Raw genomic sequence first — 24,572 nt, forward strand, 5'->3', positions numbered from 1 at the left:
GTTCGGGGGACAAATCCGCCGCAGAGGACACCTGCGTGCGGCATGTGACGAACGCCACAGCGCTCGAACAGTCTCCGTAATGTTCTCGTGATTACCGCCGAGGGGGGACGGGAAGTGCTTGCTGTGGTCGAGGCCGCAGTGCCTGATACGGCCCAGCCCGAGGGGGAGAACCCAATGCAGAGTCTTAAGCGCCCTGGTCGCACCGCACCCAAGCGGCAGCAGCTCGTCGTCGAGCCCGAGCCGGAGGGCGTCGAACCCGACGCCTTCGACGACGAACTCGACGCCTACGACACGTTCGAGATGTTCCGGGTGATCTGCCCGGACTGCGCACAGCCCATCGCCCTGCTGGCGGACGAGGAAGTCCTGCCGGAGCACGCGCTGTGCGCCTCGCCGTGGAACCCGTTCGGACTCACGGTCTGCGCCGGCACCGGCCGCAGGGCCGCGGACGCCCGCCCCGCGGACGAGTCGGTGGACCCTCAGGAGCAGGACACCGCCCTGCTGTTGACGCTCCCTCAGGGACTGGACTGGCGGACCCAGCCCTTCTCGCACGTCGGCGGCCCGGGCTCACGCCCCATCAGGGTCCCGGTCATGCGCCGCAACGCGGCCTGAGCGCGGGCCTTCCCTGCCCGCTCGCTCCACCTCAGTAGCTGCCCCGCACCACGGCTCGTGGACTGCCGTGGTGCGGTTCAGTGCGCCCGGGGGCGCGGGTCCGGTGGGTTCGCAGTCGCGGCAGTCCGCCGGCCCCGGGCCCGTTCGAGGAACCGGCACCCCTGAAACGCACGCCCGATTCCACGTGGGGTGACCTGTCCGGCCTCTTCCGCGTTGCCCTGGTATGACCCCCATCTCCTCAGCGACCGGGCGTCAGCGCCTCCTGTACGTCCCGCCGCCCGCAGAATCGGTTCGGCCCGCTCCGCCGCGCTATCAGGACCCGCCGATCTACCGCGACCTGATGCGGACCTGGGCGGAAGGCGGCCGCACCCTGCCGGGCCGGCACGACCCGGAGTGGATGCGGCTCGCGGCTCCCTGGCGGGGCCTCGACCAGTTCAGCGTCCCTCTGGACCCACGAGGTGGCGGGCGATGACCATCCGCTGGATCTGGTTGGTGCCCTCGACGATCTGCAGCACCTTGGCCTCGCGCATGTAGCGCTCGGCCGGGAAGTCGGCGGTGTAGCCGTAGCCGCCGAGGATCTGCACGGCGTCGGTGGTGACCCGCATCGCCGTGTCGGTGCAGTGCAGCTTGGCCATGGCGGCCTGCCGGGCGAACGGCCGGCCCGCGTCCCGCAGCCGGGCCGCCGCGAGGTAGAGCGCGCGGCCCGCCTCGATCTGGGTCGCCATGTCCGCCAGCATGAAGCGCAGCCCCTGGAAGTCGGCGATCGGCTTGCCGAACTGGCGCCGCTGCGCCGCGTACGCCAGCGCCTCGTCGAGCGCCGCCTGTGCCACGCCGATCGCGCACGCCGCGATGCCGAGCCGCCCGGAGTCGAGGGAGGAGAGGGCGATCGCGAAGCCCTGCCCCTCCTCGCCGATGCGCCGCGCGTCGGGGACCCTGACGCCGTCGAAGTGCACCTGGGCGGTGGGCGATCCCTTCATGCCCATCTTCTTCTCGGGGGGCGCGGCGCTCACCCCCGGCGCGTCGCCGGGCACCAGGAACGCGGTGATCCCGCGCGGGCCCTCCTCGCCGGTGCGCGCCATGACCGTGTAGAAGTCGGCGATCCCGCCGTGCGTGATCCAGGCCTTCGTGCCGGTGATCACCCAGTCGTCGCCGTCCCGCACGGCCTTGGTGCGCAGCGCGGCCGCGTCCGAGCCGGAGTGCGGCTCGGAGAGGCAGTAGGCGCCGAGCAGGCCGCCGCCGAGCATCGCGGGCAGGTGCTCGACCTGCTGTTCCTTGGTGCCGTAGGCGGCCAGGGCGTAGGAGGCGAGGGAGTGGACGCTGACGCCGAGGCCGACGGTGAGGCGGGCCGCGGCGAGTTCCTCCAGGACCTGGAGGTAGACCTCGTAGGGCTGGTCGCCGCCGCCGTACTCGGAGTCGTACGGCAGGCCGAGCAGGCCGGAGCGGGAGAGCAGGGTGAAGAGTTCACGCGGGAAGCGGCCGGCGTCCTCCTCCTCGGCCGCCTTCGGGACGATCTCCTGCTGCGCGATGTCGCGGACGAGTGAGATCAGGTCCCGGGCCTCCTCCGTGGGCAGTTGTCGGTCCACCGGCTGCGGGGCGCGGTCGGGCATGGCGACGCTCTCCTCCCTGTCGGGCAGTGGCGGACGAGCCCGCGGGTGGGGGCGGCGCCGCCGGGTCGTTCTGGTGCCTGGCCGATGCTTGCAGTCCCGGGTCGCGGAAGCTGCTGACCAGCGGCTGTGCGCTGTGAGTATGCCCGATCGGAGGCATCCCGTCACCAGTTAACGACCGCTCACCTCAAGAATCGCACGCGGACGTCCGGAGCGGGGAAATTGGTCCGCACCATTGACCGAACTGGTCTAGTCCTCCTACTGTTTCGCTCCACCGATTCAGCGCGTTCATGCCAATCGGCGCGCGTTCCCTCTCCCCACGAGGAGACACCGGATGCCCACCCCCCACCGCTCCCGCTTCCGGACCATCGTGTCCGCGGCCTGTTGCGCCGTCCTCGGCGCCGGTCTCCTGGCCGGCGCGGGCACCTCCGCCACCGCGGCGACCCCGGCTCAGGAGGCCGCCGCGGCCTCGACGGCGGCCTCCGGCCCCAAGGCCCCCGGCCCCAAGGCCGCCGGCTCCAAGGTCATCGGGTACTTCACCGAATGGGGCACCTACGACCGCAAGTACCACGTCAGGAACATCGAGACGTCCGGCTCGGCGGCCAGGCTCACGCACATCAACTACGCCTTCGGCAACGTCACCGGCGGCAAGTGCGCCATGGGCGACGCGTACGCCGCCACCGACCGCGCCTACACCGCCGCCGAGTCCGTCGACGGCAAGGCCGACACCTGGGACCAGCCGCTGCGCGGCAACTTCAACCAACTGCGCAAGCTGAAGCAGAAGCACCCGAACCTCAAGGTCCTGTGGTCCTTCGGCGGCTGGACCTGGTCGGCCGGTTTCGGCGAGGCCGCGAAGAACCCGGCCGCGTTCGCCCAGTCCTGCTACGACCTGGTCGAGGACTCCCGGTGGGCCGACGTCTTCGACGGCATCGACATCGACTGGGAGTACCCGAACGCCTGCGGCGCCACCTGCGACACCAGCGGCAAGGCGGCCTTCCGGAACCTGATGCAGGCACTGCGCGCCACGTTCGGCTCGAAGAACCTGGTCACCGCGGCGATCACCGCCGACGCCACCCCGGGCGGCAAGATCGACGCGGCGGACTACGCCGGCGCCGCCCCCTACGTCGACTGGTATTTGCCGATGACCTACGACTTCTTCGGCGCCTGGGACGCCACCGGCCCGACGGCCCCGCACTCGCCGCTGACCTCGTACCCCGGCATACCGAAGGCGGACAACCACAGCTCGGCGACGATCGCGAAGCTCAAGGGCCTCGGCATCCCCGCCTCGAAGCTGCTGCTCGGCATCGGCTTCTACGGCCGCGGCTGGACCGGCGTCACCCAGGCGGCACCCGGCGGCACCGCGACCGGCCCGGCGGCGGGCACGTACGAGCGGGGCATCGAGGACTACAAGGTGCTCAAGGCCAGGTGCCCGGCGACGGGGACGGTGGCCGGCACGGCGTACGCCAAATGCGGCGGCGACTGGTGGAGTTACGACACCCCGGCGACCATCGCGACCAAGACCGCCTACAAGAACCAGCAGGGCCTGGGCGGCACGTTCTTCTGGGAGCTGAGCGGCGACACGGCGAACGGTGAGCTGATCAAGGCCATCAAGTAGACCGGAGCGGCACCGGGGGCGGAGGGTCCGTGGCGGATCCTCCGCCCCTTTCTCACGCGCCCCGGCGCGCGGGCTGCGGGGCCGGGTAGGCGGGGTCCAGCTCCTCGATCGCGCGCAGGGCGCCGCCGAGCGTCTTCACCAGCAGTTCGCACATGGTCGCGCGGGGCAGTTCGGGGCGGTCGATCCATTCGAGGGTGGCGCCCTCGACGCTGCACACCCAGGACAGCAGGCCCATCCGCGCCAGCGGGGTGACGTCGGCGCGGCCGTACGCGCCCTCGGCGATGGTCGTGACGACGGCCTCGCGCACGCCGTCCCGGATGGCGTGCACCTCGGTGTCGAAGCCGACGCCGCCGCTGACGATCGTGCGGTACGCGGCCTGGTTGTGCTCGGCGTAGCGCAGGTAGCTGTCGATGGTGCGCTGGACCCGGTCGACCGGGGGCAGTTCGAGGCTGTCGGCCGCCAGGGTGATCAGCTCGGTGACGGAGTCCTGGATGATGGCCAGGTAGTAGCCGCGCTTGGACTGGAAGTAGTAGTAGATCAGTCCCTTGGCGACGTGCGCCTGCCGGGCGATGTCGTCCATCGAGAGGGCGTCGTAGGACGTGTCGGCGAACAACCTCCGCCCGATGGCGATGAGTTCGGCACGGCGCGCCGTCGAGCGCTCGGTGCCGCGGGCTCTGGGGCGCGCGGCAGGCTGGGGGCTGATATTCAATTTCGACCCTGGTCTCACGGGCGGGGGCGGGACATCCGCAGTATGGCAGGCCCCATGGCCGGGTCGTGGGTCAGGTCACAGCAGTCCGAGCTGTGTCACGAACATCGCGACGACCACCACGAGAACCCAGCCCATGAGGTGCTCGACGATCTTCGGGCCGTCTTCCTGGGGGCCGCCGGTACGGACGCGGCCGGCGGTGGCGGAGTGCGCGGTCATGGCTTCTCGCTCGTTCGGTGGTGCGGACGGACTTCCCCCCGAGGTTCTGTCCACCTTGCCACCCGGAGCGGATGGTGCGGCCGAGAGCTTGGTCACACGCGTACGCCCACTGCTGCCAGGGCCTTGCTCTGGGCCGCGGTCGGACGCGCCGGGAAGTACAGGTAGCAGACGCCGCCCGTGCCGGAGACGACCTTGCCGGAGGCGTTGTACCGCTTGGTCCGCAGCCAGATGTTCTCGAACTCGCGCCGCCGGTAGACCCGCCGTACGGCCTCGTTGCTCGCCGAGTAGGGGTCGTTGGCGATCACATCGCCGTCGGCGGTGAAGCCGATGACGGCCATGAGGTGCCCGGCGGTGCCGTACCCGGCGCCGGTCAGCTCCTCCTTCAGGAAGGACTGGGACGTGATGACCGGGATGCCGGCCGCGATCAGCGTCTCCAGGTCGGTGAGCGAGCCGAGCCGGGTGACCACGCCCTGGAGGCCGTCGAAGGTGGCCGCGTAGGCGGCGTTGAACGGCCAGTTGCCGCAGCCCGCGTACTGGTGGTCGTAGGTGGACCGGGCCGCGTGGCAGACCTGCGGGTCGGAGTACGACGGGTCCACCCAGGCCAGCTGCTCGGGGGTGAGCCGGCCGCCCCAGTACTCGATGACCATCTGGGAGGACGTCGGGCTGCACCAGGCCTCACCGCCGTTGTCGTACTCGGGGTAGCGGCCCTTGTGGATCTCCTGGGAGTAGCGCGGGACGGCCAGTTCCCGGGCGAGTCGGGGCTCGGACGCCGGGACGGTGAACCGGTCGGGGACGTCGGAGCCCATCGCGCCGAGCCGCCACACGGTGGGCGTGGCCTGGGTGCCCGGCCTGCGGTACAGGGTCAGGCGGAGCCGGTACGAGGTCAGGCGAGGGCCGGTCGACGGGTCGTCGATCGCCAGGGTGTCGGTCCAGACACTGCTCCTGTCGTCGCTCTGGCCGTCGACCGAGGTGCGCCGGATGTCCTGGTCGCCGGCCGCCCAGCGGCCCATCACGTACCAGGGGGTGCCGGTGCCGTTCGTGTAGGTGCCCTTGATCTCGGCCTGGAGCCAGGTGCCGGGCGGGGTGTGCGCGTTCCAGGAGACGATCGCCTCGGTCGCGGGGACGGCGAGCCGGTGCACGGGGGACGTCCAGGTGCCGTACTCCCAGGGCGCGGTGGTGCCGGTGTGCGGGTCCGTGTAGTCGGTGGTGCCCGCGGGCGTCGCGATCACCACGCCCGGGCGGGCGCCCGCGACGGCCCGGGTGCCCCTGGCCGTGCCGCCGCACCAGTCGCCGTACGAGGTCCACGCCCGGTTGTCGACGGTACGGGCCGGGACCGCCCGGGCGGGGTCTGCGGTGGTGTCGGTCGTCATGGGCGCCTCGATGTCGGCGGCCGCCGGACCCGCGCTCGCCGTGACGGCGGCGGCGACCGCGGCGGCCAGGACGGTTCTGCGGGACGGCTGTTCGGCTCTGCACATGGGGGACCCCCGGATGTCGGAGTCGGGCAGGGGCGGGGCAGGTCCGTGGCACGGTCGGTCGCACACGCGTGTGCGCCACATATGAGCACAGCCCGCCGGGTACTGCCAGCACCTCGACACGCGCCACGCCCACCAATATTGGCGTCGACCAGTGGCACGGGCCGAGGAGGCCGTCGTTAGAGTGCTGCGCGAGATGAATCCGTCCCTCCGCCCCGCACCGGGGCCCGCCGTGCGCGACCTGGCCGCCCGGATCCGCCGCCTCTCCCCGTCCTGCGGCCCGGTCCGGCTCGTCGGCGTCGACGGGCACGCCGGCTCGGGGAAGACCACGTTCACCGCACAGTTGGCCGCGGCGCTGGGCGGCGCTCCGGTGCTGCGCCTGGACGACATCGCCAGCCACGACGAGCTGTTCGACTGGACCGGACGCCTGCTGGACCAGGTCGTCGGACCGCTCTCCGACGGCCGGACCGCGCACTACGCCCCCTACGACTGGCGAGCCCGCCGCTTCGGCGCCCCGCGCCCCCTGCCGCCCGCGCCGGTGGTACTGGTGGAGGGCGTCGGCGCGGGACGCCGGGCGCTCCGCCCCCACCTGGCGCTGCTGCTGTGGATGGAGCTGCCCCGCGAGGATGCCTGGGCGCGGGGGCGGTCGCGGGACGGGGAGGAGCAGCGGGAGTTCTGGAACGGATGGGTCCCGGCGGAACGCCGGCACTTCGCCGACGACCCCTCCCGGCCGTTCGCCGACCTCCTGGTGCGTCAGCGGGAGAAGGGGTACGAGGTGCTTCCGGGGCCTGCGGGATCCGTTGGACCGGACCAGCCCCTCACTGAGGGTGACGGACCGCCCGCGGTGTGCTGAACTTGTGAAGGGCCTTGCGGAACAACTTGCCGGAGTGCTTCAACTCGGCTTGACCAGGGGGCCGTACAGGTCTTACGTTCTCAATGTGCGGCCCATTGGAGCCGCCCACTGACGCGAAGCCCCCGGTTGTTCCCCCGTGATCGGGGGCTTCGTTCTGTCCTCCTCCGGTTTTCCGGGTTCCGCGCGGCGTCGGACGCTCACCCTCGGTCACCGTGCGCCGGTGCGCCGCATCCGCTCCCACCTCGCCGAACGGCCCGTGCGGCACCCTACGGGCGCGCCGCCCCCGCAGGTACGATGCCCACAACAGGGCCCGGGGGACGGCTCGTTGGCATACCGACGGGGGCACGGTTTGTGGGGGACGTGATGGACTTCGGCACGCAGGGCCCGCAGGCCCCCGCCGACCTCGCCTGGCTGCGAGGCGTGGATGCCTACACCATGGGCGCCTATCCGCAGGCGGAGGAGGAGTTCCGCACCGCCGTGCGGCTGGACGCCGGGATGGCCGACGGCTGGCTCGGACTGCACGCCCTGCGGGTCGACACGACGACCGCGCTGCTGAAGATGTTCCGCCACCGCGACCGCTTCGGGGAGCAGCGCACCCGCTACCGCCGCACCCTCAACTCCTGGTACTGGCTGGGCTGGTGGGTGCAGCCCGTGCTGGAGAGCCCGCGCGACCTGCTGCTCGCGCACGCCTCCCACTGGCTGGACGGCCGCCACGTCCCCGAGCTGGACCGGGCACTCGCCGGGCTGCCTCCCGTGGACACCGACCACCAGGTCCGCTTCCTGCACGCCTGCCGCGCCTACCTGGTCAAGGACTGGGAGCAGCTGGTCCGCCACACCGACCCGCTGCTCGACGACCCGATGCTCGGCATCGAGGCGGGCCTGTTCGGCGGCATGGCCCGGGTCCGGCTGGAGATGTACGGGCAGGCCGAACCGCTGCTGTCGGCGGCCCTGATGCGCTGCCGCAGCGAGCAGCCGCAGCGCAAGGAGCTGCGCTACTGGCTGGCCCGGGCGCATGAGGGCACCGGCCGCAGTGCCGCCGCGCTCCCCCTCTACCGGGCCGTGCACCGAGTCGACCCGGCGTTCATGGACACGTCGGCGCGGCTCGCCGCGATCGCCGAGGGCGACGGCTACGAGGACTCCGCCGACCTCGCGGCGATCACGCTCACCGGTGCCGGCCAGGACGCCGTGGACGGGCCGGACGGGTTCGACCCGCTCTTCGGCACCGAGGGCCGCGACCTGAGACTGCCCGACCCGGAGCCGCCTCTCTCCCCTCCCCTGCCGCCGGTGGCCGACCCGCTGGTCCGCGAGAAGACCGGCCCGGCACCGTCCCTGCCCGCCGGCCCCACCGACCCCGCCTTACTCGAGGAGGCCCTGGCCGAACTCGAACGCATGGTGGGCCTCGAGCCGGTGAAGCGCCAGGTCAAGGCGTTGTCCGCGCAGTTGAACATGGCCCGGCTGCGGGCCGGGCAGGGCCTTCCGGTGCAGCCGCCGAAACGCCACTTCGTCTTCTCCGGCCCCTCCGGGACCGGCAAGACCACCGTCGCCCGTATCCTCGGCCGCGTCTTCTACGCGCTCGGCCTGCTCGGCGGCGACCATCTGGTGGAGGCCCAGCGGGCCGACCTGGTGGGCGAGTACCTGGGGCAGACGGCCGTGAAGGCCAACGAACTGATCGACTCGGCGCTCGGCGGCGTGCTCTTCGTCGACGAGGCGTACTCGCTGTCCAACTCGGGCTACGGCAAGGGGGACGCGTACGGCGACGAGGCGCTCCAGGTGCTGCTGAAGCGGGCCGAGGACAACCGCGACCATCTCGTGGTGATCCTGGCCGGCTACCCGGAGGGCATGGACCGCCTGCTCGCCGCGAACCCCGGGCTGTCGTCCCGTTTCACGACCCGGGTCGACTTCCCGTCCTACCGTCCCCTCGAACTCACCGAGATCGGCAAGGTCCTCGCGGCGGAGAACGGGGACCTGTGGGACGAGGAGGCCCTCGACGAGCTGCGGTCCATCGCGGCGCACGTGGTGGACCAGGGGTGGATCGACGAGCTGGGCAACGGGCGGTTCCTGCGGACGCTGTACGAGAAGAGCTGCGCGTACCGGGATCTGCGGTTGTCGGTGTATCCCGGGGTGCTGGGCAGGGAGGATCTGGCGACGCTGCGGCTGCCGGACCTGATGCAGGCGTACGGGGAGGTGCTGTCCGGGCGGGGGCCGCAGGATCCGCCCGGACTGTGACGACCTAGCCTGCGGGCAGTCGTGCCTCCCCCAGTGCCTCAAGGGCCTGGGAGGTGCCCCCAGGGCGGCACCCGTCCCACAGAGGGCGGCACCCCGCGGCGCCGGGCTGCGCACCCACCCGGCCCGGGCTACGTCGCCAGTACCTCCTCGCCCGACCTCGGCTCGGTCAGCCGGACCTCGCGCACCTGCCGGTGAGCCGGATCCCGTACCTCCCCCACCAGCAGCTCCAGCACGTCCTCCAGCGCCACGAGTCCGAGCACCTTTCCGGACCCGTCGGCGACCTGCGCCAGGTGGGTCGCCGCCCGGCGCATCACCGTCAGGGCGTCGTCCAGTGGCAGCTCGGACCGCAGGGTCGTCATGGGCCGCCACAGCTGCTGCGGCACGGCCCGGTCCGAGTCCTCCAGGTCCAGGACGTCCTTGACGTGCAGGTAGCCCATGAAGGCACCGTTGTCCGCGGCGACCGGGAAGCGGGAGTATCCCGTGCGGGCCGTGAGCTCGACGATCCGCCCGGGGGTGACCGAGGGGCTGACCGTCACCAGCGACTCGCGTTTCAGCAGGACGTCCGTCACCGGGCGGGAGCCCAGTTCCAGGGCGTCCTCCAGGCGCTCGGCCTCCTCCGGGTCGAGCAGGCCCGCCTGGCCCGCGTCCTCCACCAGCCGGTTGAGCTGCTCGCTGGTGAAGACGGCCTCGACCTCGTCCTTGGGCTCGACGTGGAAGAGCCGCAGGATGCCCTGGGAGACGGCGCCGAGGGCGGCGGTGATGGGCTTGCAGAAGCGGGCGAACCAGACCAGGCCGGGGCTGAGCCACAGCGCGGCCTTCTCGGGGGCCGCCATGGCCAGGTTCTTCGGGACCATCTCGCCGATGACGAGGTGGAAGAAGACGACCGTGGCCAGGGCGATGACGTACCCGAGCGGGTGGATCATCGCGTGCGGCAGGTGGATCCACTCGAAGACCGGCTCCAGCAGATGCGCCACCGTCGGCTCGGCGACGGCGCCGAGGGTGAGGGAGCAGACGGTGATGCCGAACTGGGCCGCCGCCATCATCTGCGGCAGCCGCTCCAGGCCGTAGAGGACCTGCCGGGCGCGGGCGGTGCCGAGGGGTTCGATCTGGCTGCGGCGTACGGAGACCAGCGCGAACTCGGCACCGACGAAGAAGCCGTTGGCGAGCACGAGCAGCGCGGCGAAGAGGAGTTGGAGCACGCTCATCGGGCGGCCTCCGCCAGGGTGATCACGGGGGCCGTGCGCACGAGCCGGACCCGCTCCGCGCGGTAGTGGCCGACCTGGCGCACGGACAGCCGCCAGCCGGGCAGCTCCGCCTTGTCCCCGACGGCCGGGATGCGGCCCAGCAGGTCGGCGATCAGCCCGGCGACCGTCTCGTACGGTCCCTCGGGCACGTCGAGGCCTATGCGCTGCAGGATGTCGACCCGGCAGCTGCCGTCGGCGTCCCAGGCGGGCCTGCCGTCCTCCGGCGGCGCGGCGGCCAGCTCGGGCAGGTCGTGCCCGTCGTGCTCGTCGCGGACCTCGCCGACGAGTTCCTCGACGATGTCCTCCAGCGTGACGACTCCGGCCGTGCCGCCGTACTCGTCGACGACGACCGCGATGGGCTGCTCGCTGCGCAGCCGGGTCAGCAGGGGCTTGACGGGCAGGGTCTCGGGGACGAGCAGCGCCGGGCGGGCGATGCGGCCCACCGGGGTGCGCAGCCGGTCCTGGACGGGCACGGCCAGGGCGTCCTTGAGGTGGACCATGCCGACGACCTCGTCGATCCGCTCCCGGTAGACGGGGAAGCGGGACAGGCCGGTGGCGCGGGTCAGGTTGACGACGTCCTCGGCGGTGGCGGAGGACTGCAGGGCGCTGACCTTCACGCGCGGCGTCATCACGTGCTGCGCGGTCAGCTCACCGAGGGACAGGGTGCGGACGAAGAGGTCGGCCGTGTCCTGTTCCAGGGCGCCGGCCCGGGCCGAGTGGCGGGCCAGCGAGACGAGTTCGCCGGGGGTGCGGGCGGAGGCCAGTTCCTCGGCGGGTTCGAAGCCCAGGGCCCGCACGAGCCGGTTCGCGACGGCGTTCAGGCCCGCGATCACCGGGCGGAACAGCCGGGCGAAGACATGCTGCGGGCCCGCGACGAAGCGCGCGACCTGCAGCGGCCTGGACACGGCCCAGTTCTTGGGCAGCAGCTCGCCGATCACCATCTGCACGGCGGACGCCACCAGCATGCCGACGACGACCGTGACGCCGGAGACGGCTCCCTCGGGGACGCCGATCGAGGTGAACGGGCCGTGCAGCAGTTCGGCGAGCGCCGGTTCGGCGAGCATGCCGACGACGAGGGAGGTGATGGTGATGCCGAGCTGGGTGCCGGAGAGCTGGAAGGACAGTTCCCTGAGTGATTCGACGACGCGGTGGGCGCGCCGGTCGCCGTCGGCGGCGGCCTTCTCGGCTTCCGCCCGCTCGACCGTCACGAGGCCGAACTCGGCCGCCACGAAGAATCCGTTGGCGAGAATCAGCAGGAACGCGGCTGCCAGGAGCAGCAGGGGGATGGTCATGATGCCGCCGCCTCCGCACGGTCGCGGACACGGTCCGCGCTATGTCGGCAGGGGGCGGCGCAGGTACTGCAGGACGATCCGTCCATCGCCGGAGAGGGTCACTCCTCGGTTAGCAGGAAGCCTCTGCGCACCGGGCGGGGCAGCAGCGGCGAAGGCGCGTCCTTTGCGCCTCCGCCAACAGATTAATCAAGACACGGCCCGGAGCGGCAGTGGCGACCGCCGTGCGAATGGCCACGCGTCAGCTCTGATGCCGCTGGGGGTCCGCGACGGAACGGGCCTCGGCGAGTGCCCGCAGGGCCCTGGCGTCGGCGATCGCGCGCTGCTTGGCGATGCCCGGCTGGATGCCGAGCGCGGGCAGGCTGGTGCCGTCGCTGAGGTTGAGGAACACCCAGGGGTCGCCGGGCCGGAGGGTCACCTGCAGGATTTCGGCCCACTCCAGCCGGCGCTTGTTGGTGAGATTGACGACAGTGACGCCGTCCTCGTCGGCGACGACCTTGGGCCGGGCCAGCAGGAGCAGCACGGCGTCCAGCAGCAGTGCCGTGACGACGAAGCTGAGGCGTTCGGCGGGGCTGAGCTGCTCCAGCAGCATCGCCACGGCCGTGATCACCACGAGGATCGCGACGGCGGCGGTGAGCAGCACCGCGCGGGTGCTGCCCGGCCGGAACGTGACGGGCAGGGTGGGCAGGTCGGACATCGGGTGCGCCCCTCTTACAGACGGCAGGCGTGGATGGCCGTGGTCAGGATGGCCCGGGCGCCGATGTCGTACAGGTCGTCCATGATCCGCTGGGCCTCCTTGGCGGGGACCATGGCACGGACGGCGACCCAGCCCTCGTTGTGCAGCGGGGAGACGGTCGGCGACTCCAGGCCGGGGGTGAGGGCGACGGCCTTCTCCAGCTGCTCGACGCGGCAGTCGTAGTCCATCATCACGTACGTCCGGGCGACGAGGACGCCCTGGAGGCGGCGCAGGAACTGCTGGACCTTGGGGTCGTCGGGGTCGGCGCCGGTGCGGCGGATCACGACGGCCTCGGACTGCATGATCGGCTCGCCGACGACCTCCAGGCCCGCGTTGCGCAGCGAGGTGCCGGTCTCGACGACGTCGGCGATGACCTGGGCGACGCCGAGCTGGATGGCGGTCTCGACGGCGCCGTCGAGGTGGACGACGGAGGCGTCGATGCCGTGCTCGGCGAGGTGGGCCGCGACGATGCCCTCGTAGGAGGTGGCGACGGTCTTGCCGGTCAGGTCGGCCAGGCCGCTGATGGTGCCGGGCTTGCCGGCGTAGCGGAAGGTGGAGCGGGCGAAGCCGAGGGCGAGGATCTCCTCCGCGTCGGCTCCGGAGTCGATCAGCAGGTCCCGGCCGGTGAGGCCGATGTCGAGCTGGCCGGAGGCGACGTAGATCGCGATGTCGCGGGGGCGCAGGTAGAAGAACTCGACCTCGTTGGTCGGGTCGACGATCCGCAGTTCCTTGGACTCCCTGCGCTGCTGGTAGCCGGCCTCATGCAGCATCTCCGCCGCAGGGCCTGACAGGGAACCCTTGTTGGGGACGGCGATGCGCAGCATGAGGTCGGCTTCCTTTGCGTGGTGTCTTGCGGGAACGGGTGTGCGGCTTACAGGTGGGCGTAGACGTCGTCGAGGGAGATGCCGCGGGCGACCATCATCACCTGGACGTGGTACAGCAGCTGCGAGATCTCCTCGGCGGCCGCGTCCTTGCCCTCGTACTCGGCGGCCATCCACACTTCGGCGGCCTCCTCGACGACCTTCTTGCCGATGGCGTGGACGCCCTTCCCGACCAGTTCTGCGGTGCGGGAAGTGGCGGGGTCGCCGTGGGCGGCCTTGTGCTGGAGCTCGGTGAAGAGCTCCTCGAACGTCTTCTTGGACATGGTGACGCTCAGCCTATGCCACAGGTGCGGTTCGTCAGCGCCAGGGTTCGGATACTGAGCGGAGGGTGGCCGCGGTCGCCACCGCGGCCGTCACCGCCTCGTGTCCCTTGTCCTCGCTGGAGCCCTCGATGCCCGCGCGGTCCAGGGCCTGCTCTTCGGTGTCGCAGGTCAGCACGCCGAAGCCGACGGGGACGCCGGTGTCGACGGAGACCTGGGTGAGGCCCTGGGTCACGCCCTGGCACACGTACTCGAAGTGGGGGGTTCCGCCGCGGATGACGACGCCGAGGGCGACGATCGCGTCGTAGCCGCGGCCCGCGAGGACCTTGGCGACGACCGGGAGTTCCCAGCTGCCGGGGACCCGGAGCAGGGTCGGCTCGTCGATGCCCAGGTCGTGCAGGGCGCGCAGGGCGCCGTCCACCAGTCCGTCCATCACCTTCTCGTGCCACTGTGCCGCGATGACGGCGACCCGGAGGTCACCCACATTGCGTACGGACAGCTCCGGTGCACCCTTGCCGCTCACGTCTCTCCCTCTTGCTCTCTTACTGGTTGCCGCAGGCCGGCACGGTGGTCGTGTCGAGCCAGGGCAGGTCGTGGCCCATCCGGTCCCGCTTGGTGCGCAGGTAGCGGAGGTTGTGCTCGCCGGCGCTCACGGGCATCGGCACACGGGCCTTGACCGTGATGCCGTGGTGGACGAGCGCGTCGGTCTTGTCGGGGTTGTTGGTCAGCAGCCGGACGCTGCGCACGCCGAGGTCGGCGAGGATCTGGGCTCCGGCGCCGTAGTCCCTCGCGTCGGCGGGCAGGCCGAGTTCGAGGTTGGCGTCGAGGGTGTCGCGGCCGCGCTCCTGGAGTTCGTAGGCGCGCAGCTTGGACATCAGGCCGATGCCGCGGCCCTCGTGTCCGCGCAGGTAGACGACCACGCCCCGGCCCTCGGCCTGGATGCGGGCCAGGGAGGCGTCCAGCTGGGGGCCGCAGTCGCAGCGGGCGGAGCCGAAGACGTCGCCGGTGAGGCATTCGGAGTGGACGCGCACGAGGACGTCCTGGCCGTCGCCGATGTCGCCGTGCACCAGGGCGACGTGCTCGACGCCGTCGACGGTGGAGCGGTAGCCGTACGCCGTGAACGTGCCGTGTGCGGTGGGCAGTTGGGTCCTGGCCTCGCGGCGGACGGTGGGCTCGCTGCTGCGGCGGTAGGCGATCAGGTCCTCGATGGAGATGATCGTCAGGCCGTGCTTGCGGGCGAACGGGACCAGCTCGGGCAGGCGCAGCATGCGGCCGTCCTCGCCGGCGATCTCGACGATGGCGCCGGCGGGGCGCAGGCCGGCGAGGCGGGCGAGGTCGACGGCGGCCTCGGTGTGGCCGTTGCGGGTGAGGACGCCGCCGGGCCGGGCGCGCAGCGGGAAGATGTGGCCGGGGCGGACGAAGTCGTCGGGCCCGGAGACTCCGTCGGCGAGCAGCCGCAGGGTGGTGGCGCGGTCGGCGGCGGAGATGCCGGTGCTCACGCCGTAGGCGGCGGAGGCGTCGACGGAGACCGTGAAGGCGGTCTTCATCGACTCGGTGTTGTCCTCGACCATCTGCGGGAGCTTCAGCCGGTCCAGCTCGTCGCCCTCCATGGGGGCGCAGATCAGGCCGCGGCACTCGCTCATCATGAAGGCGACGATCTCGGGGGTCGCCTTCTCGGCGGCGATGACGAGGTCGCCCTCGTTCTCCCGGTCCTCGTCGTCGACGACCACGACCGGGCGGCCCGCCGCGATGTCGGCGATGGCCTGCTCGACGGGGTCGAGCGCGAGGTCCTCGAACTCGCCGTCGGTGCTGTACAGGATCGGTGCCGTGCTCATGCCGGCGCTCCTTCCAGGGTGGGCCGTGCTGCCGCGCGCGAGCGCAGCCACCAGTCGCGCAGGCCCCACAGGACGAGCGCGCCGTAGATGACGTAGACGAAGCCGGAGAAGGCGTAGCCGTTGGCGAAGTTGAGGGGTACGCCGACGAGGTCGACGAGGAGCCAGGCGAACCAGAACTCGACCATGCCGCGGGCCTGGGCGTACATCGCGACGATCGTGCCGACGAAGATGTAGGCGTCCGGCCAGGGGTCCCAGGACAGGGTCGGGTACGCCGTGAAGAGCAGGGCCACCGCGACCGTGCCGGCGGCGGCCGCCGCGGTCATCGCGGCGCGCTCGCGCCAGGAGGCGAACCGTACGGCGATGTGGCCGTCCTCGCCCTGGCCCTTGCCGCGCTGCCACTGCCACCAGCCGTAGAGCGCGACGAGCATGACGACCGCCTGCTTGCCGGCGCTGCCGGTGAGGTGGCCGAAGAAGGCGCCGAAGAGGATGAGGCCGGCCACGAACTGCACGGGCCAGGTCCAGATGGAGCGCCGCCAGCCGAGGGCGAGGGCGGCCAGGCCGAAGAGGTTGCCGACCATGTCGGACCAGAGGATGTGCTGGCCGAAGAGGACGAACGCCTCGGAGTTCAGCGAGTTCACTCGGCCGCCCCCCGCGCGCGGTCGCCCAGCATGCGCTCGACGTACTTGGCGATGACGTCCACTTCGAGGTTGACCGGGTCGCCGGGCTGCTTGTGGCCGAGCGTGGTCAGGTCGAGGGTGGTGGGGATGAGGCTGACGGTGAAGTAGTCGGGGCCGGCGTCGACGACGGTGAGGCTGATGCCGTCGACGGTGATGGAGCCCTTCTCGACCACGTACCGGGTGAGGTCCGCGGGGAGAGAGATCTTCACGATCTCCCAGTGCTCGGACGGCTTGCGCTCCAGGATCTCGCCGGTGCCGTCCACATGGCCCTGCACGATGTGCCCGCCGAGGCGTTCGCCGACGGCCATGGGGCGTTCGAGGTTGACGCGGGAGCCGGCCTTCAGGGCGCCGAGGCTGGAGCGGTTCAGGGTCTCGGCCATGACGTCGGCGGTGAATTCGTCGCCCTCGTGGTCGACGACCGTGAGGCAGACGCCGTTGACGGCGATGGAGTCGCCGTGTTTCGCGCCCTGGGTGACGACGGGGCCGCGCAGACGGAAGCGACAGGCGTCGTCGAGGGTCTCGACGGCGGTGATCTCGCCCAGCTCTTCGACGATTCCGGTGAACACTTCCCGGGTCCTCCTGCCTCTTCGGGCACGGACTCCGGGGCTGTCGATGACGACAGAAGTACGAGCAGGAACACCGGGGACGACGCCGGACGGAGTCCGCCCCCGAGGACGGACTTCTGGGCGGCGCGCACGGATGCCCGCTCGCCGCGCACTGCCTCCCATCCGGACTTTAACCGTCGGTCCAGGAATTTCACCTGGTCAACCGGCCGCTGGAGGCGACCGGGTCGCGGACTGTAACCGCCGGTTCGGACTTTCACCGACCCCGGAGTGCGCTGCTACTGATACATGGCCAGTGTGCCACGCCTGATCGGCATCCAGACCGGCGAAGTGTGTGGGGTGCCTCACAGAACGTGTCACGACCCTTCCCCAGCGCGACAGGGCTGCCCAACTTCCGTGCGGTGGTCCGGCCTTGACGGATCCGAGTTGGTACGCACCTATTGACGCGTGGTCTAGTCCTTTCTAGGGTCGGCGCAACCCGCGACCTTCACCCCTCAACCCGCAGACCGGCCCGGCGGCGGTGACGACGGCCCTTGCCCGCCGTCGGGCCTTCCCACGCCCCCCTTCAGGAGGGCGGAAGCCCCCGCTCCCGAGGGGCGAAGAGTTCGTCCTGCGCGCGCTCCCGGGCCGTCAGCAGCGCGCCGCGCAGGACCGCGCCGCCGCCCAGGATGGTCGGGCGCACCTCGGTGGGCAGGGGTGTCATCCGGGCGATGCGCTCCCGCACCCGCGCGGCGAGTTCCTCGCCCCCGGCCCGGCCGACCTCGCCGCCGAGCACCACGCACCCGGGGTCCAGGATCGCGACGACCGCCGCGACGCCGACGGCGAGACGGTCGGCCAGGGCGTCGAGGAAACGGCCGGCGGAGGCGGCGCCCGACTCCCCGGCGCCCCACTCCCCGGTGCCCGGCTCCCCGGTGCCCGGCTCCCCGGCGTTCTCGCCCACGGGCCCGGACGCCGGGCGCCCGCCCGATGCCGCGGACGCCGCGGCCTCGCCGATCTCCCTCACTCCCCCGCCCCCCGCCTCCCGCACCCGGCGCACCGCCGCTTCCACCACGCCGACGGCCGCCCGCACCACGCCCACCGCCGACGGCCCCTCCCCCCGCTCCGGCGCCATCCCGTACCGCGCCGCGAGGTCCACGACCGCTGCCGCCGCGGCCAGGGAGTGGAAGCCACCCGCGCAGTCCTTCGCCGACGGCGGGGCCGCGGTGCCCGGGACCGGGAGGAAGCCGATCTCGCCGGTGCCGCCGGAGGCGCCGCGCCGCAGCGCTCCGTCGAGGACCACGGCGGCTCCGGTGCCGTGGCCCAGCCAGAGCAGGACGAACGGGTCCCGGTCCCGGGCCGCTCCGTCGCGCTGCTCGGCCAGCGCGGCGAGGTTGGTCTCGTTCTCGACGCTGACGCGGGCTTCGGGCAGCCGCTCCTGGAGGGCAGCGACCAGGCGGCGGTGCCAGGCCGGCAGTCCGGTGGAGTCGCGGAGTTCGCCGCTCGCCGGGTCGATCAGGCCGGGCGCGCCGATGCCGACGGTGTGCAGCCGGTCGGCGCCGGCCTCCTTCACCACGCGCTCGACGAGCGCGACCGCCTGCTCCACGGCGGGGCCCGTCCCCATGTCGCCGTCGATGGGCACCGACGCCTCGGCCAGCACCCGCCCCACCAGGTCGGCGACGGCCACGGCGACGCCCTCGGTGCGCACGTCCAGGGCGGCGAGGTGCGCCCGGTCGGCGACGATGCCGTAGACCTTGGCGTTGGGGCCGCGCCGCTGCTCGCCGGCCTCACCGACCACCGCGATCAGGCCGGCGGCGGTGAGGCGTTCGACGAGGTCGGCGACGGTGGGGCGGGACAGGCCGGTCAGCTGCTTCAACTGCCCTGCCGTGAGCGGGCCTTCCTGTTGGAGCAGGGTGAGGGCGAGCCGGTCGTTGATGGCCCGGGCGGTGCTCGGGGATGCGGGCATGCCGGGATCCTCCCAGATCGGCGGGGCGGGCGGACGGGCCGACCGGTTGCGCCCTTATCTATCAGGCAGGCTTCCTGATAGTTTACGCCCGCAGCGACGCGAGTGAGGCAGAGACCTGGAGGGGGACCGCAGAATGGGCAACGTGGTCGATGATCTGCGCGAGGTGAAGCGGTCCCGGTACGCCGTGGCCGCCGTCTTCGCCGTGCACGGCGCCGTGACCGGCTCGTTCGCCACCCGCGTGCCGTGGATCCAGGACCACGCGGGTGTCAGCGCGGGGCAGTTGGGCATCGCGCTGGCCTTCCCCGCGCTCGGCGCGTCCGTCGCGATGCCGCTCGCCGGCAGTGTCAGCCACCGCTTCGGGGCCCGCAACGCGCTGCGCGGACTGATCGCGCTGTGGACGCTGTCGCTGGTCCTGCCGTCCCTCGCGCCGAACCTCCTCACCCTCTGCCTGGCCCTGTTCGTGTACGGCGCGACGGCGGGCATGGCGGACGTCGCGATGAACGCGCTGGGCGTCGAGGTCGAGAACCGCCTCCGCCGGTCGATCATGTCGGGGCTGCACGGCATGTGGAGCGCGGGCGCCCTGGTCGGCTCGGCGGCCGGCACGCTCGCCGCGCATCTCGGCTCGGACGCCCGGCTGCACCATGTGCTGGCCGCCGCGGTCCTCACCGTGATCGGCGTGCTGTCCTGCCGGTGGGTGCTCGACCTGCAGCCCGCCGAGGACGAGGAGCCGCCGCCGAGGTTCGCGCTGCCGCCCCGGTCGGCCCTGCTCATCGGCGCGATCGGGTTCTGCGCGGTCTTCGCGGAGGGCGCGAGCCTGGACTGGTCGGCGGTCTACCTGCGCGAGCAGTTGGAGACCTCGGCGGGTCTCGCGGCGGCGTGCACGACGGGCTTCACGCTCACCATGGCCCTCGCCCGGATCGCCGGCGACAAGGTGGTGGACCGCTTCGGCGCGGTGCGGACCGTGCGGGCGAGCGGGGTGTTCGCCGTGCTCGGCGGGCTGCTGATCGTCGTCGCGGAGCACCCGGCGGTGGCGATGGCCGGGTTCGCGCTGATGGGGCTGGGCATCGCGGTCGTCGTGCCGCTGTGCTTCGCGGCGGCGGGCCGCAGCGGCGCCAATCCGAGTCTGGCCATCGCGGGCGTCGCGACCATCACCTACACCTCGGGCCTGATCGCGCCGAGCGCGATCGGCATGCTGGCGCAGGCGACCAGCCTGATGGTGTCGTTCTGCCTGGTGGCGGCGCTGTCGTGCGGTCTGGTGGCGTTCGCGGGGGTGCTGCGCCCCGGCGACCGGGCGAAGATCAGCCGGCCGGACGCGGCGGTCCCCGACCCGCGTCCCTGAGCCGGGTCCGGCCCCCGGGTCAGCCCCGGTCACCGCGCCTCCCGGCGCACCCCGACAATGGTCCGGACACTCGCCCGCACGACGAAAGCGAAACCGCACCATGGATCTCGGCGTCCGCTGGAAACCGCACGGCGACGGACGCACCCCGGCGCCCGGCGCGGTGGTCCGCCCCGACGAGCGGCTCTCCTGGCCCCGCACGGTCGGGCTCGGCGCCCAGCACGTGGTGGCGATGTTCGGGGCGTCGTTCGTGGCCCCGGTCCTCATGGGCCTGGACCCGAACCTCGCGATCATGATGTCGGGTGTCGCGACCGTCGTGTTCCTGCTGGCCACCCGCGGCCGGGTGCCCAGCTACCTGGGCTGCTCGCTCTCGTTCGTCGGGGTGGCGGCGGTCATCCGCGCCCAGGGCGGGAGCAGCGCGACCGTCACCGGCGCCGTCTTCGTCGTCGGGGCCGCGCTGTTCCTGGTGGGGCTCGCCGTGCGGCGGTTCGGGGCGCGGATCATCCATGCCGCGATGCCGCCGATCGTGACCGGCGCGGTGGTGATGCTGATCGGCTTCAACCTGGCGCCGGTGACGGCCTCGACGTACTGGCCGCAGGACCAGTGGACGGCCCTGCTGGTGATGCTGTTCACCGGTCTGGCGGTCGTCTGTCTGCGCGGTTTCTGGTCGCGGATCGCCATTTTCCTGGGGCTGATCTTCGGGTACGGCATCTCCTGGGTGTTCGACCAGGTCTTCGGCAAGATCCACTCGGTGGACGCGAGCGGCAGGCTGACCGACCACTGGCGGCTCGACCTGTCCGGTGTGGGCAAGGCCGACTGGATCGGGCTGCCGACCCTGCACGGCCCGTCGTTCGAGTGGTCGGCGATCCTGGTCGCCCTGCCGGTCGTCATCGCGCTGGTCGCGGAGAACGCCGGGCATGTGAAGGCGGTCGGCGAGATGACCGGCGACCCGCTGGACGACAAGCTCGGCACGGCGATCGCGGCCGACGGCGTCGGCTCGATGCTGTCCACGGCGGTCGGCGGCCCGCCCAACACGACGTACTCCGAGAACATCGGCGTGATGGCCGCGACCCGCGTCTACTCCACGGCCGCCTACTGGGCCGCCGCCGGTTTCGCCCTGCTCTTCGGCGTCTGCCCGAAGTTCGGCGCGGTCGTCGCCGCGATCCCGGGCGGGGTGCTCGGCGGCATCACCGTCATCCTGTACGGCATGATCGGGCTGCTCGGCGCGCAGATCTGGATCAACGCCGGGGTGGATCTGCGCAATCCGCTGAACCTGGTCCCGGCGGCGGCGGGCATCATCATCGGCGTCGGCAACGTCACCATGAAGTTCACGGACACGTTCTCGCTGAGCGGCATCGCGCTGGGCACGCTCGTCGTCATCACCGGCTACCACGCGCTGCGGGCCTTCGCCCCGGCCCATCTGAAGACGCAGCAGCCGCTGCTGGACGAGGGCACCAGCTCCTACGACGAGGCCAAGTCGTAGGCGTAGGACGCCGTGAAGGTCCCCGGGCGGCCCTTGCAGCCGTCCGACTCCCCCGGCAGCTTCACCCACAGGTAGGCGTCGATCCGGGGCTCGCCGGTGCTGAGGGTGGGTGTCCGGCCGAGTTTGCGGCCCGCCGGGTCGCACCACTGGCCGTCGGCCGGGGCGCCGTTGCCGTTGCGGCTGGTGTCGATGACGGCGCCCAGGCTCGCCGGGCCGCCGAGGGCGTCCAGGACCCGCCGGTCGTAGGCGACCTCGTCGGCGGTGGTGTGGAAGTTGGAGACGTTGCTGAAGATCCCGTCGGAGGACTCGGGCGAGGCGGCTCCGGCCTGCCGCAGCCACGCCGCCTGCTTGCCGGGGGCGTTCCACCCCGAGTGCCCCGCGTCGAAGTACACGCGGGCCCGGGGGTTGGCCTCCTTGAGGACGCGTCCGGCCCGGGCCAGGGAGGCGAAGCGGTCCGCGCGCTCCCCGGCGGAGAGGCACTCGGCCTGGGCGACCGAGTCCGGCTCCAGGACGACGATGACCTCTCCGGAGCCCAGCCCGGCCGCGAACCGGTCGATCCAGGCGTCGTAGGCGTCCAGGTCGGGGGCGCCGCCCTGGGAGTGGCCGCCGCAGTCGCGGCCGGGGATCGCGTACGGCACGAGGACGGGCACCCGGCCCTGGGCGGCCCCGCCCGACGTCACGGCGGCGACCCGGGCGGTGAGCGTGTCCGGCGCGTACTCGGCGAACCAGACGGCGGCCGGCTGGTCGGCGATCCGGGACGCGATGACCGCGTGCCGGGGGTCGCCGGAGTGGGCCCTGACCCAGTCCAGCACCTGGGAGTCCGGGTGGCGGTAGAGCCGTGTGGTCACGGTCGTGGTCCGCTCCCGCTTCCGCTCGATTCTCGACGGCGACGGCGTGCGGCTCGGCGTCCTGCGCACCGACGCGGAGGGCGAGGGCACCGCGGACTCGGCGGCGACGGTCGGGGACGAGGGCGGCTCGGCGGGCAGGGGCGCCGGCCGGGGCGGGGCGGACACCTGGGGGCGCCGGGCCTGGTCCGGGCCGCGCCCGTCCTCGAACGCGGAGAGGACCCCCGCGACCGCGCCGGCCGCGACCACGACGGAGGCCGCCACGACCATCGCGCCGCGCCGGGCGGCACGCCTGCGCGCGGCCCTGCGGGCGGCCAGGCGCTGCGCACGCGAGCCTGACACGCTGCTGCTCCCCCTCCCCCTGCGGCGGGCGGCGTTCCCCCGTTCCGGGGAAGCACCGGGCCCGCCGGCACTCCCGCCAGCCTAGAGCTGGGACTCTGCCCGCATGCCGCGATGCGAACAAGTCCCCCCAGCCGTGGACACACCGGTCGACGCCGTCATCTCCCGGATGCGCGCCCTCGGCGCGTCCCTGCACCCCCGGGACGGGGTGGCGGTCTTCAACCGCGTCTACCTGGCGGTGACGGAGGCGGTGGACCGGCACGTCGACACCGGGCGGTTCGCGGACCCGCGGGCCGCGATCACGCTGGACGTACGGTTCGCCGAGCGGTACCTGGACGCCGTCGAGGCGGCGGCCGGGGACCGGCGCGCACCGGCCTGCTGGCGGCCGTTGTTCCAGCTCCGCCGCCATCCCGGGGTACGACCGTTGCAGTTCGCGCTGGCGGGCATCAACGCGCACATCGGGCACGATCTCGCACTGGCCGTCGTGGACACCTGTCGTACGCTCGACTGCGCACCCGCCGACCTGGAGGACGAGTTCGACGCGGTGGGTGATCTCCTCGTCTCGCTGGAGGAGCGCATCCGCGAAGATCTGATGCCGGGCCCCGATCTCCTCCAGATCGCCGACCCGCTGACCCATCTGCTGGGCTCCTGGAGCCTGGAGCGGGCCCGCGACGCGGCCTGGACGGCGGCCCGGGCCCTGTGGGCCCTGCGCGGACTCCCCGACATCGCCGGGGAGTTCACGGAACACCTGGACACGGCGGTGGGCCTGGCGGGGCGCATGCTGCTCACACCGTTGCAGGGGTGATCCAACTCGGCGCTGCGGACGTCGACTTGGGGGCGCGGTCCTGGTGACAGGATCGTTCACTACGCTGTGCGCGCATGGTCGGTTTACGCGCGTGGGCGACTCGCCGGCGCAGCTCGGTACTCCTGGTCCTCGACGCCCTGGGCGGCGTTTCCTGGGTGGCGCTCGGGCTCCTGCTCGCCCTCGTCTGGGGGAGTTTCGTCGGGTTCGCCACGCGAAGCGGGGACGAGGACCGGCCCGGTGGTGCCGCGATGGCACCGGCACCCCCGTACGACGCCTTCGAGGACATCGAGCAGGCGCGTCGCCGGCTCTTCGACGCCACGGTCGTCCACACGAACCCGCGAGCCCTGAGGCTGGTGGCGGACGCCCCGCCGCGCCGGTTCCGGGTGGAGATCCGGGGTGCCCGGCCCCGGACCGACCTGGGCGGGACCCACACGGTCGCCAGAGCGGGTACGCAGATCGGCGTGAAGCTGCACTGCACCGGCGCCGGGGTGCGGTGCACGCCCCTGTCGTCGGAACGACAGTACGTCCTGACCCGCGAGGACGTCGCCGTCTGGGTGTGGGAGATGCAGGCCGAGCGTGCGGGGACGTTCGGCATCGCGCTCACGATCACCTCCTACCTCCGCGACACCGACACGGTGCTGGCGGAGAAGCCGTCTCCGGCCTGGACGGTGCGGGCGGTGGAGCCGCCCGAGGACGACAGCTGGGTCTCCTGGGCCAGGGACCTGTGGCGGCAGGTGGCCGACGCGATCACCGGCCTGGGCGGACTCGCCGTGTCCGTGAGCGCCATCGCCGCCGTGGCAGCGATGGTCATCCGCCGCAGGCTGCCGGCCCTCGGCCCCGAGGACGAGGAGGCCGCCGAGTCCGTACGCGGTGCCGCCCCGGGCCCGCGGCCACGACCGGCGCCACGCGTCCGGTCACGCCCGGGACGGGCCGGCGCGGCGCGGAACCTCCGCTACGCCAGGCGGATCAGGACCCGCGCCGGCCCGCGGACGTGACGGCCGAGCCCGTGGGGCCCGGCCGCCCGGTCGGTCCT

23 protein-coding genes and 1 riboswitch are annotated in these 24,572 nt (G+C 72.5%); of the genes, 8 read left to right on the top strand and 15 right to left on the bottom strand.

Going from position 1 to position 24,572, the window contains the following annotated elements:
• Positions 1-174: 174 nt before the first annotated feature.
• Positions 175-609, top strand: a complete 435-nt coding sequence (locus ABZ386_RS37085; protein WP_351346970.1) for a hypothetical protein — start codon at positions 175-177, stop codon at positions 607-609.
• Positions 610-1,043: 434 nt separating this feature from the next.
• Here the strand turns inward: ABZ386_RS37085 and ABZ386_RS37090 are convergent, their stop codons facing one another.
• The gene (locus ABZ386_RS37090; RefSeq protein ID WP_358968004.1) at positions 1,044-2,216 is read right to left on the bottom strand and encodes an acyl-CoA dehydrogenase; all 1,173 of its coding nucleotides are present in this window, start codon (positions 2,214-2,216) and stop codon (positions 1,044-1,046) included.
• A gap of 331 nt (positions 2,217-2,547) precedes the next feature.
• Between ABZ386_RS37090 and ABZ386_RS37095 the strand changes: the two genes are divergently transcribed.
• Positions 2,548-3,828, top strand: coding sequence for a glycoside hydrolase family 18 protein (locus ABZ386_RS37095; protein WP_358968005.1), 1,281 nt, complete (start codon positions 2,548-2,550; stop codon positions 3,826-3,828).
• Positions 3,829-3,880: 52 nt separating this feature from the next.
• Here the strand turns inward: ABZ386_RS37095 and ABZ386_RS37100 are convergent, their stop codons facing one another.
• The 3 genes from ABZ386_RS37100 to ABZ386_RS37110 all read right to left on the bottom strand — a co-directional run bounded on the left by ABZ386_RS37100 (position 3,881) and on the right by ABZ386_RS37110 (position 6,228).
• Complete coding sequence (locus ABZ386_RS37100) at positions 3,881-4,537, bottom strand: TetR/AcrR family transcriptional regulator (RefSeq protein ID WP_351346976.1); 657 nt, start codon at positions 4,535-4,537, stop codon at positions 3,881-3,883.
• A gap of 75 nt (positions 4,538-4,612) precedes the next feature.
• Positions 4,613-4,753 (bottom strand): SCO1431 family membrane protein, encoded by a 141-nt coding sequence (locus ABZ386_RS37105; protein ID WP_351346978.1) that lies wholly within the window; start codon positions 4,751-4,753, stop codon positions 4,613-4,615.
• A gap of 92 nt (positions 4,754-4,845) precedes the next feature.
• Positions 4,846-6,228: a peptidase C39 family protein gene (locus tag ABZ386_RS37110; RefSeq protein WP_358968008.1), complete on the bottom strand. Its 1,383-nt coding sequence runs from the start codon at positions 6,226-6,228 to the stop codon at positions 4,846-4,848.
• Positions 6,229-6,421: 193 nt separating this feature from the next.
• On the opposite strand from ABZ386_RS37110, the gene ABZ386_RS37115 reads away from it, so the two are divergent.
• Positions 6,422-7,078, top strand: coding sequence for a hypothetical protein (locus tag ABZ386_RS37115; RefSeq protein ID WP_356618088.1), 657 nt, complete (start codon positions 6,422-6,424; stop codon positions 7,076-7,078).
• 363 nt (positions 7,079-7,441) lie between these two features.
• Positions 7,442-9,304 (top strand): AAA family ATPase, encoded by a 1,863-nt coding sequence (locus ABZ386_RS37120; RefSeq protein WP_351346984.1) that lies wholly within the window; start codon positions 7,442-7,444, stop codon positions 9,302-9,304.
• 128 nt (positions 9,305-9,432) lie between these two features.
• Here ABZ386_RS37120 and ABZ386_RS37125 read toward each other — a convergent pair whose 3' ends face one another.
• From ABZ386_RS37125 to ABZ386_RS37170, 10 genes are all read right to left on the bottom strand, one after another.
• Positions 9,433-10,509 carry a hemolysin family protein gene (locus ABZ386_RS37125; RefSeq protein ID WP_351346986.1) on the bottom strand — a complete coding sequence of 359 codons (1,077 nt, stop codon included), beginning with the start codon at positions 10,507-10,509 and terminating at the stop codon, positions 9,433-9,435.
• Positions 10,506-11,840 (bottom strand): hemolysin family protein, encoded by a 1,335-nt coding sequence (locus tag ABZ386_RS37130; protein ID WP_356505046.1) that lies wholly within the window; start codon positions 11,838-11,840, stop codon positions 10,506-10,508. The genes ABZ386_RS37125 and ABZ386_RS37130 overlap by 4 nt, the downstream gene beginning before the upstream one ends.
• Positions 11,841-12,078: 238 nt before the next feature.
• Positions 12,079-12,534: a PH domain-containing protein gene (locus tag ABZ386_RS37135; RefSeq protein ID WP_355722082.1), complete on the bottom strand. Its 456-nt coding sequence runs from the start codon at positions 12,532-12,534 to the stop codon at positions 12,079-12,081.
• Positions 12,535-12,548: 14 nt separating this feature from the next.
• Complete coding sequence (gene hisG / locus ABZ386_RS37140) at positions 12,549-13,397, bottom strand: ATP phosphoribosyltransferase (protein ID WP_356527202.1); 849 nt, start codon at positions 13,395-13,397, stop codon at positions 12,549-12,551.
• Between the two features lie 47 nt (positions 13,398-13,444).
• On the bottom strand, positions 13,445-13,717 hold the full coding sequence (locus ABZ386_RS37145) for a phosphoribosyl-ATP diphosphatase (RefSeq protein WP_128789165.1): 273 nt from the start codon (positions 13,715-13,717) through the stop codon (positions 13,445-13,447).
• Between the two features lie 34 nt (positions 13,718-13,751).
• A complete protein-coding gene (gene ribH / locus ABZ386_RS37150) occupies positions 13,752-14,237 on the bottom strand; it encodes a 6,7-dimethyl-8-ribityllumazine synthase (protein WP_004002733.1) in 486 nt (161 codons plus the stop codon).
• A 19-nt stretch (positions 14,238-14,256) separates the two neighbouring features.
• Positions 14,257-15,549: a bifunctional 3,4-dihydroxy-2-butanone-4-phosphate synthase/GTP cyclohydrolase II gene (locus ABZ386_RS37155; protein WP_358968011.1), complete on the bottom strand. Its 1,293-nt coding sequence runs from the start codon at positions 15,547-15,549 to the stop codon at positions 14,257-14,259.
• Positions 15,546-16,187, bottom strand: coding sequence for a nicotinamide mononucleotide transporter family protein (locus tag ABZ386_RS37160; RefSeq protein WP_351346996.1), 642 nt, complete (start codon positions 16,185-16,187; stop codon positions 15,546-15,548). The genes ABZ386_RS37155 and ABZ386_RS37160 overlap by 4 nt, the downstream gene beginning before the upstream one ends.
• Positions 16,184-16,792 (bottom strand): riboflavin synthase, encoded by a 609-nt coding sequence (locus ABZ386_RS37165; protein WP_114250893.1) that lies wholly within the window; start codon positions 16,790-16,792, stop codon positions 16,184-16,186. Before ABZ386_RS37165 ends, ABZ386_RS37160 begins: the two co-directional genes overlap by 4 nt.
• Positions 16,793-16,936: 144 nt before the next feature.
• Positions 16,937-17,067, bottom strand: a riboswitch (FMN riboswitch).
• Between the two features lie 287 nt (positions 17,068-17,354).
• The gene (locus ABZ386_RS37170) at positions 17,355-18,731 is read right to left on the bottom strand and encodes an ROK family transcriptional regulator (RefSeq protein WP_358968014.1); all 1,377 of its coding nucleotides are present in this window, start codon (positions 18,729-18,731) and stop codon (positions 17,355-17,357) included.
• A 133-nt stretch (positions 18,732-18,864) separates the two neighbouring features.
• On the opposite strand from ABZ386_RS37170, the gene ABZ386_RS37175 reads away from it, so the two are divergent.
• Positions 18,865-20,070 carry an MFS transporter gene (locus tag ABZ386_RS37175; protein ID WP_358968017.1) on the top strand — a complete coding sequence of 402 codons (1,206 nt, stop codon included), beginning with the start codon at positions 18,865-18,867 and terminating at the stop codon, positions 20,068-20,070.
• 100 nt (positions 20,071-20,170) lie between these two features.
• Positions 20,171-21,550, top strand: a complete 1,380-nt coding sequence (locus ABZ386_RS37180) for a solute carrier family 23 protein (RefSeq protein ID WP_351347002.1) — start codon at positions 20,171-20,173, stop codon at positions 21,548-21,550.
• Here ABZ386_RS37180 and ABZ386_RS37185 read toward each other — a convergent pair.
• Entirely contained in the window at positions 21,529-22,665 is a 1,137-nt protein-coding gene (locus tag ABZ386_RS37185) for a glycoside hydrolase family 6 protein (RefSeq protein ID WP_356505098.1), read from the bottom strand. The genes ABZ386_RS37180 and ABZ386_RS37185 overlap by 22 nt on opposite strands.
• A 175-nt stretch (positions 22,666-22,840) precedes the next feature.
• On the opposite strand from ABZ386_RS37185, the gene ABZ386_RS37190 reads away from it, so the two are divergent.
• Positions 22,841-23,539 (top strand): DUF5995 family protein, encoded by a 699-nt coding sequence (locus ABZ386_RS37190; protein ID WP_358968019.1) that lies wholly within the window; start codon positions 22,841-22,843, stop codon positions 23,537-23,539.
• A gap of 74 nt (positions 23,540-23,613) precedes the next feature.
• Positions 23,614-24,534, top strand: coding sequence for a hypothetical protein (locus ABZ386_RS37195; protein ID WP_358968022.1), 921 nt, complete (start codon positions 23,614-23,616; stop codon positions 24,532-24,534).
• Positions 24,535-24,572 lie beyond the last annotated feature (38 nt).

The organism is Streptomyces sp. NPDC006140 (assembly GCF_040628815.1).
GTDB lineage: Bacteria > Actinomycetota > Actinomycetes > Streptomycetales > Streptomycetaceae > Streptomyces.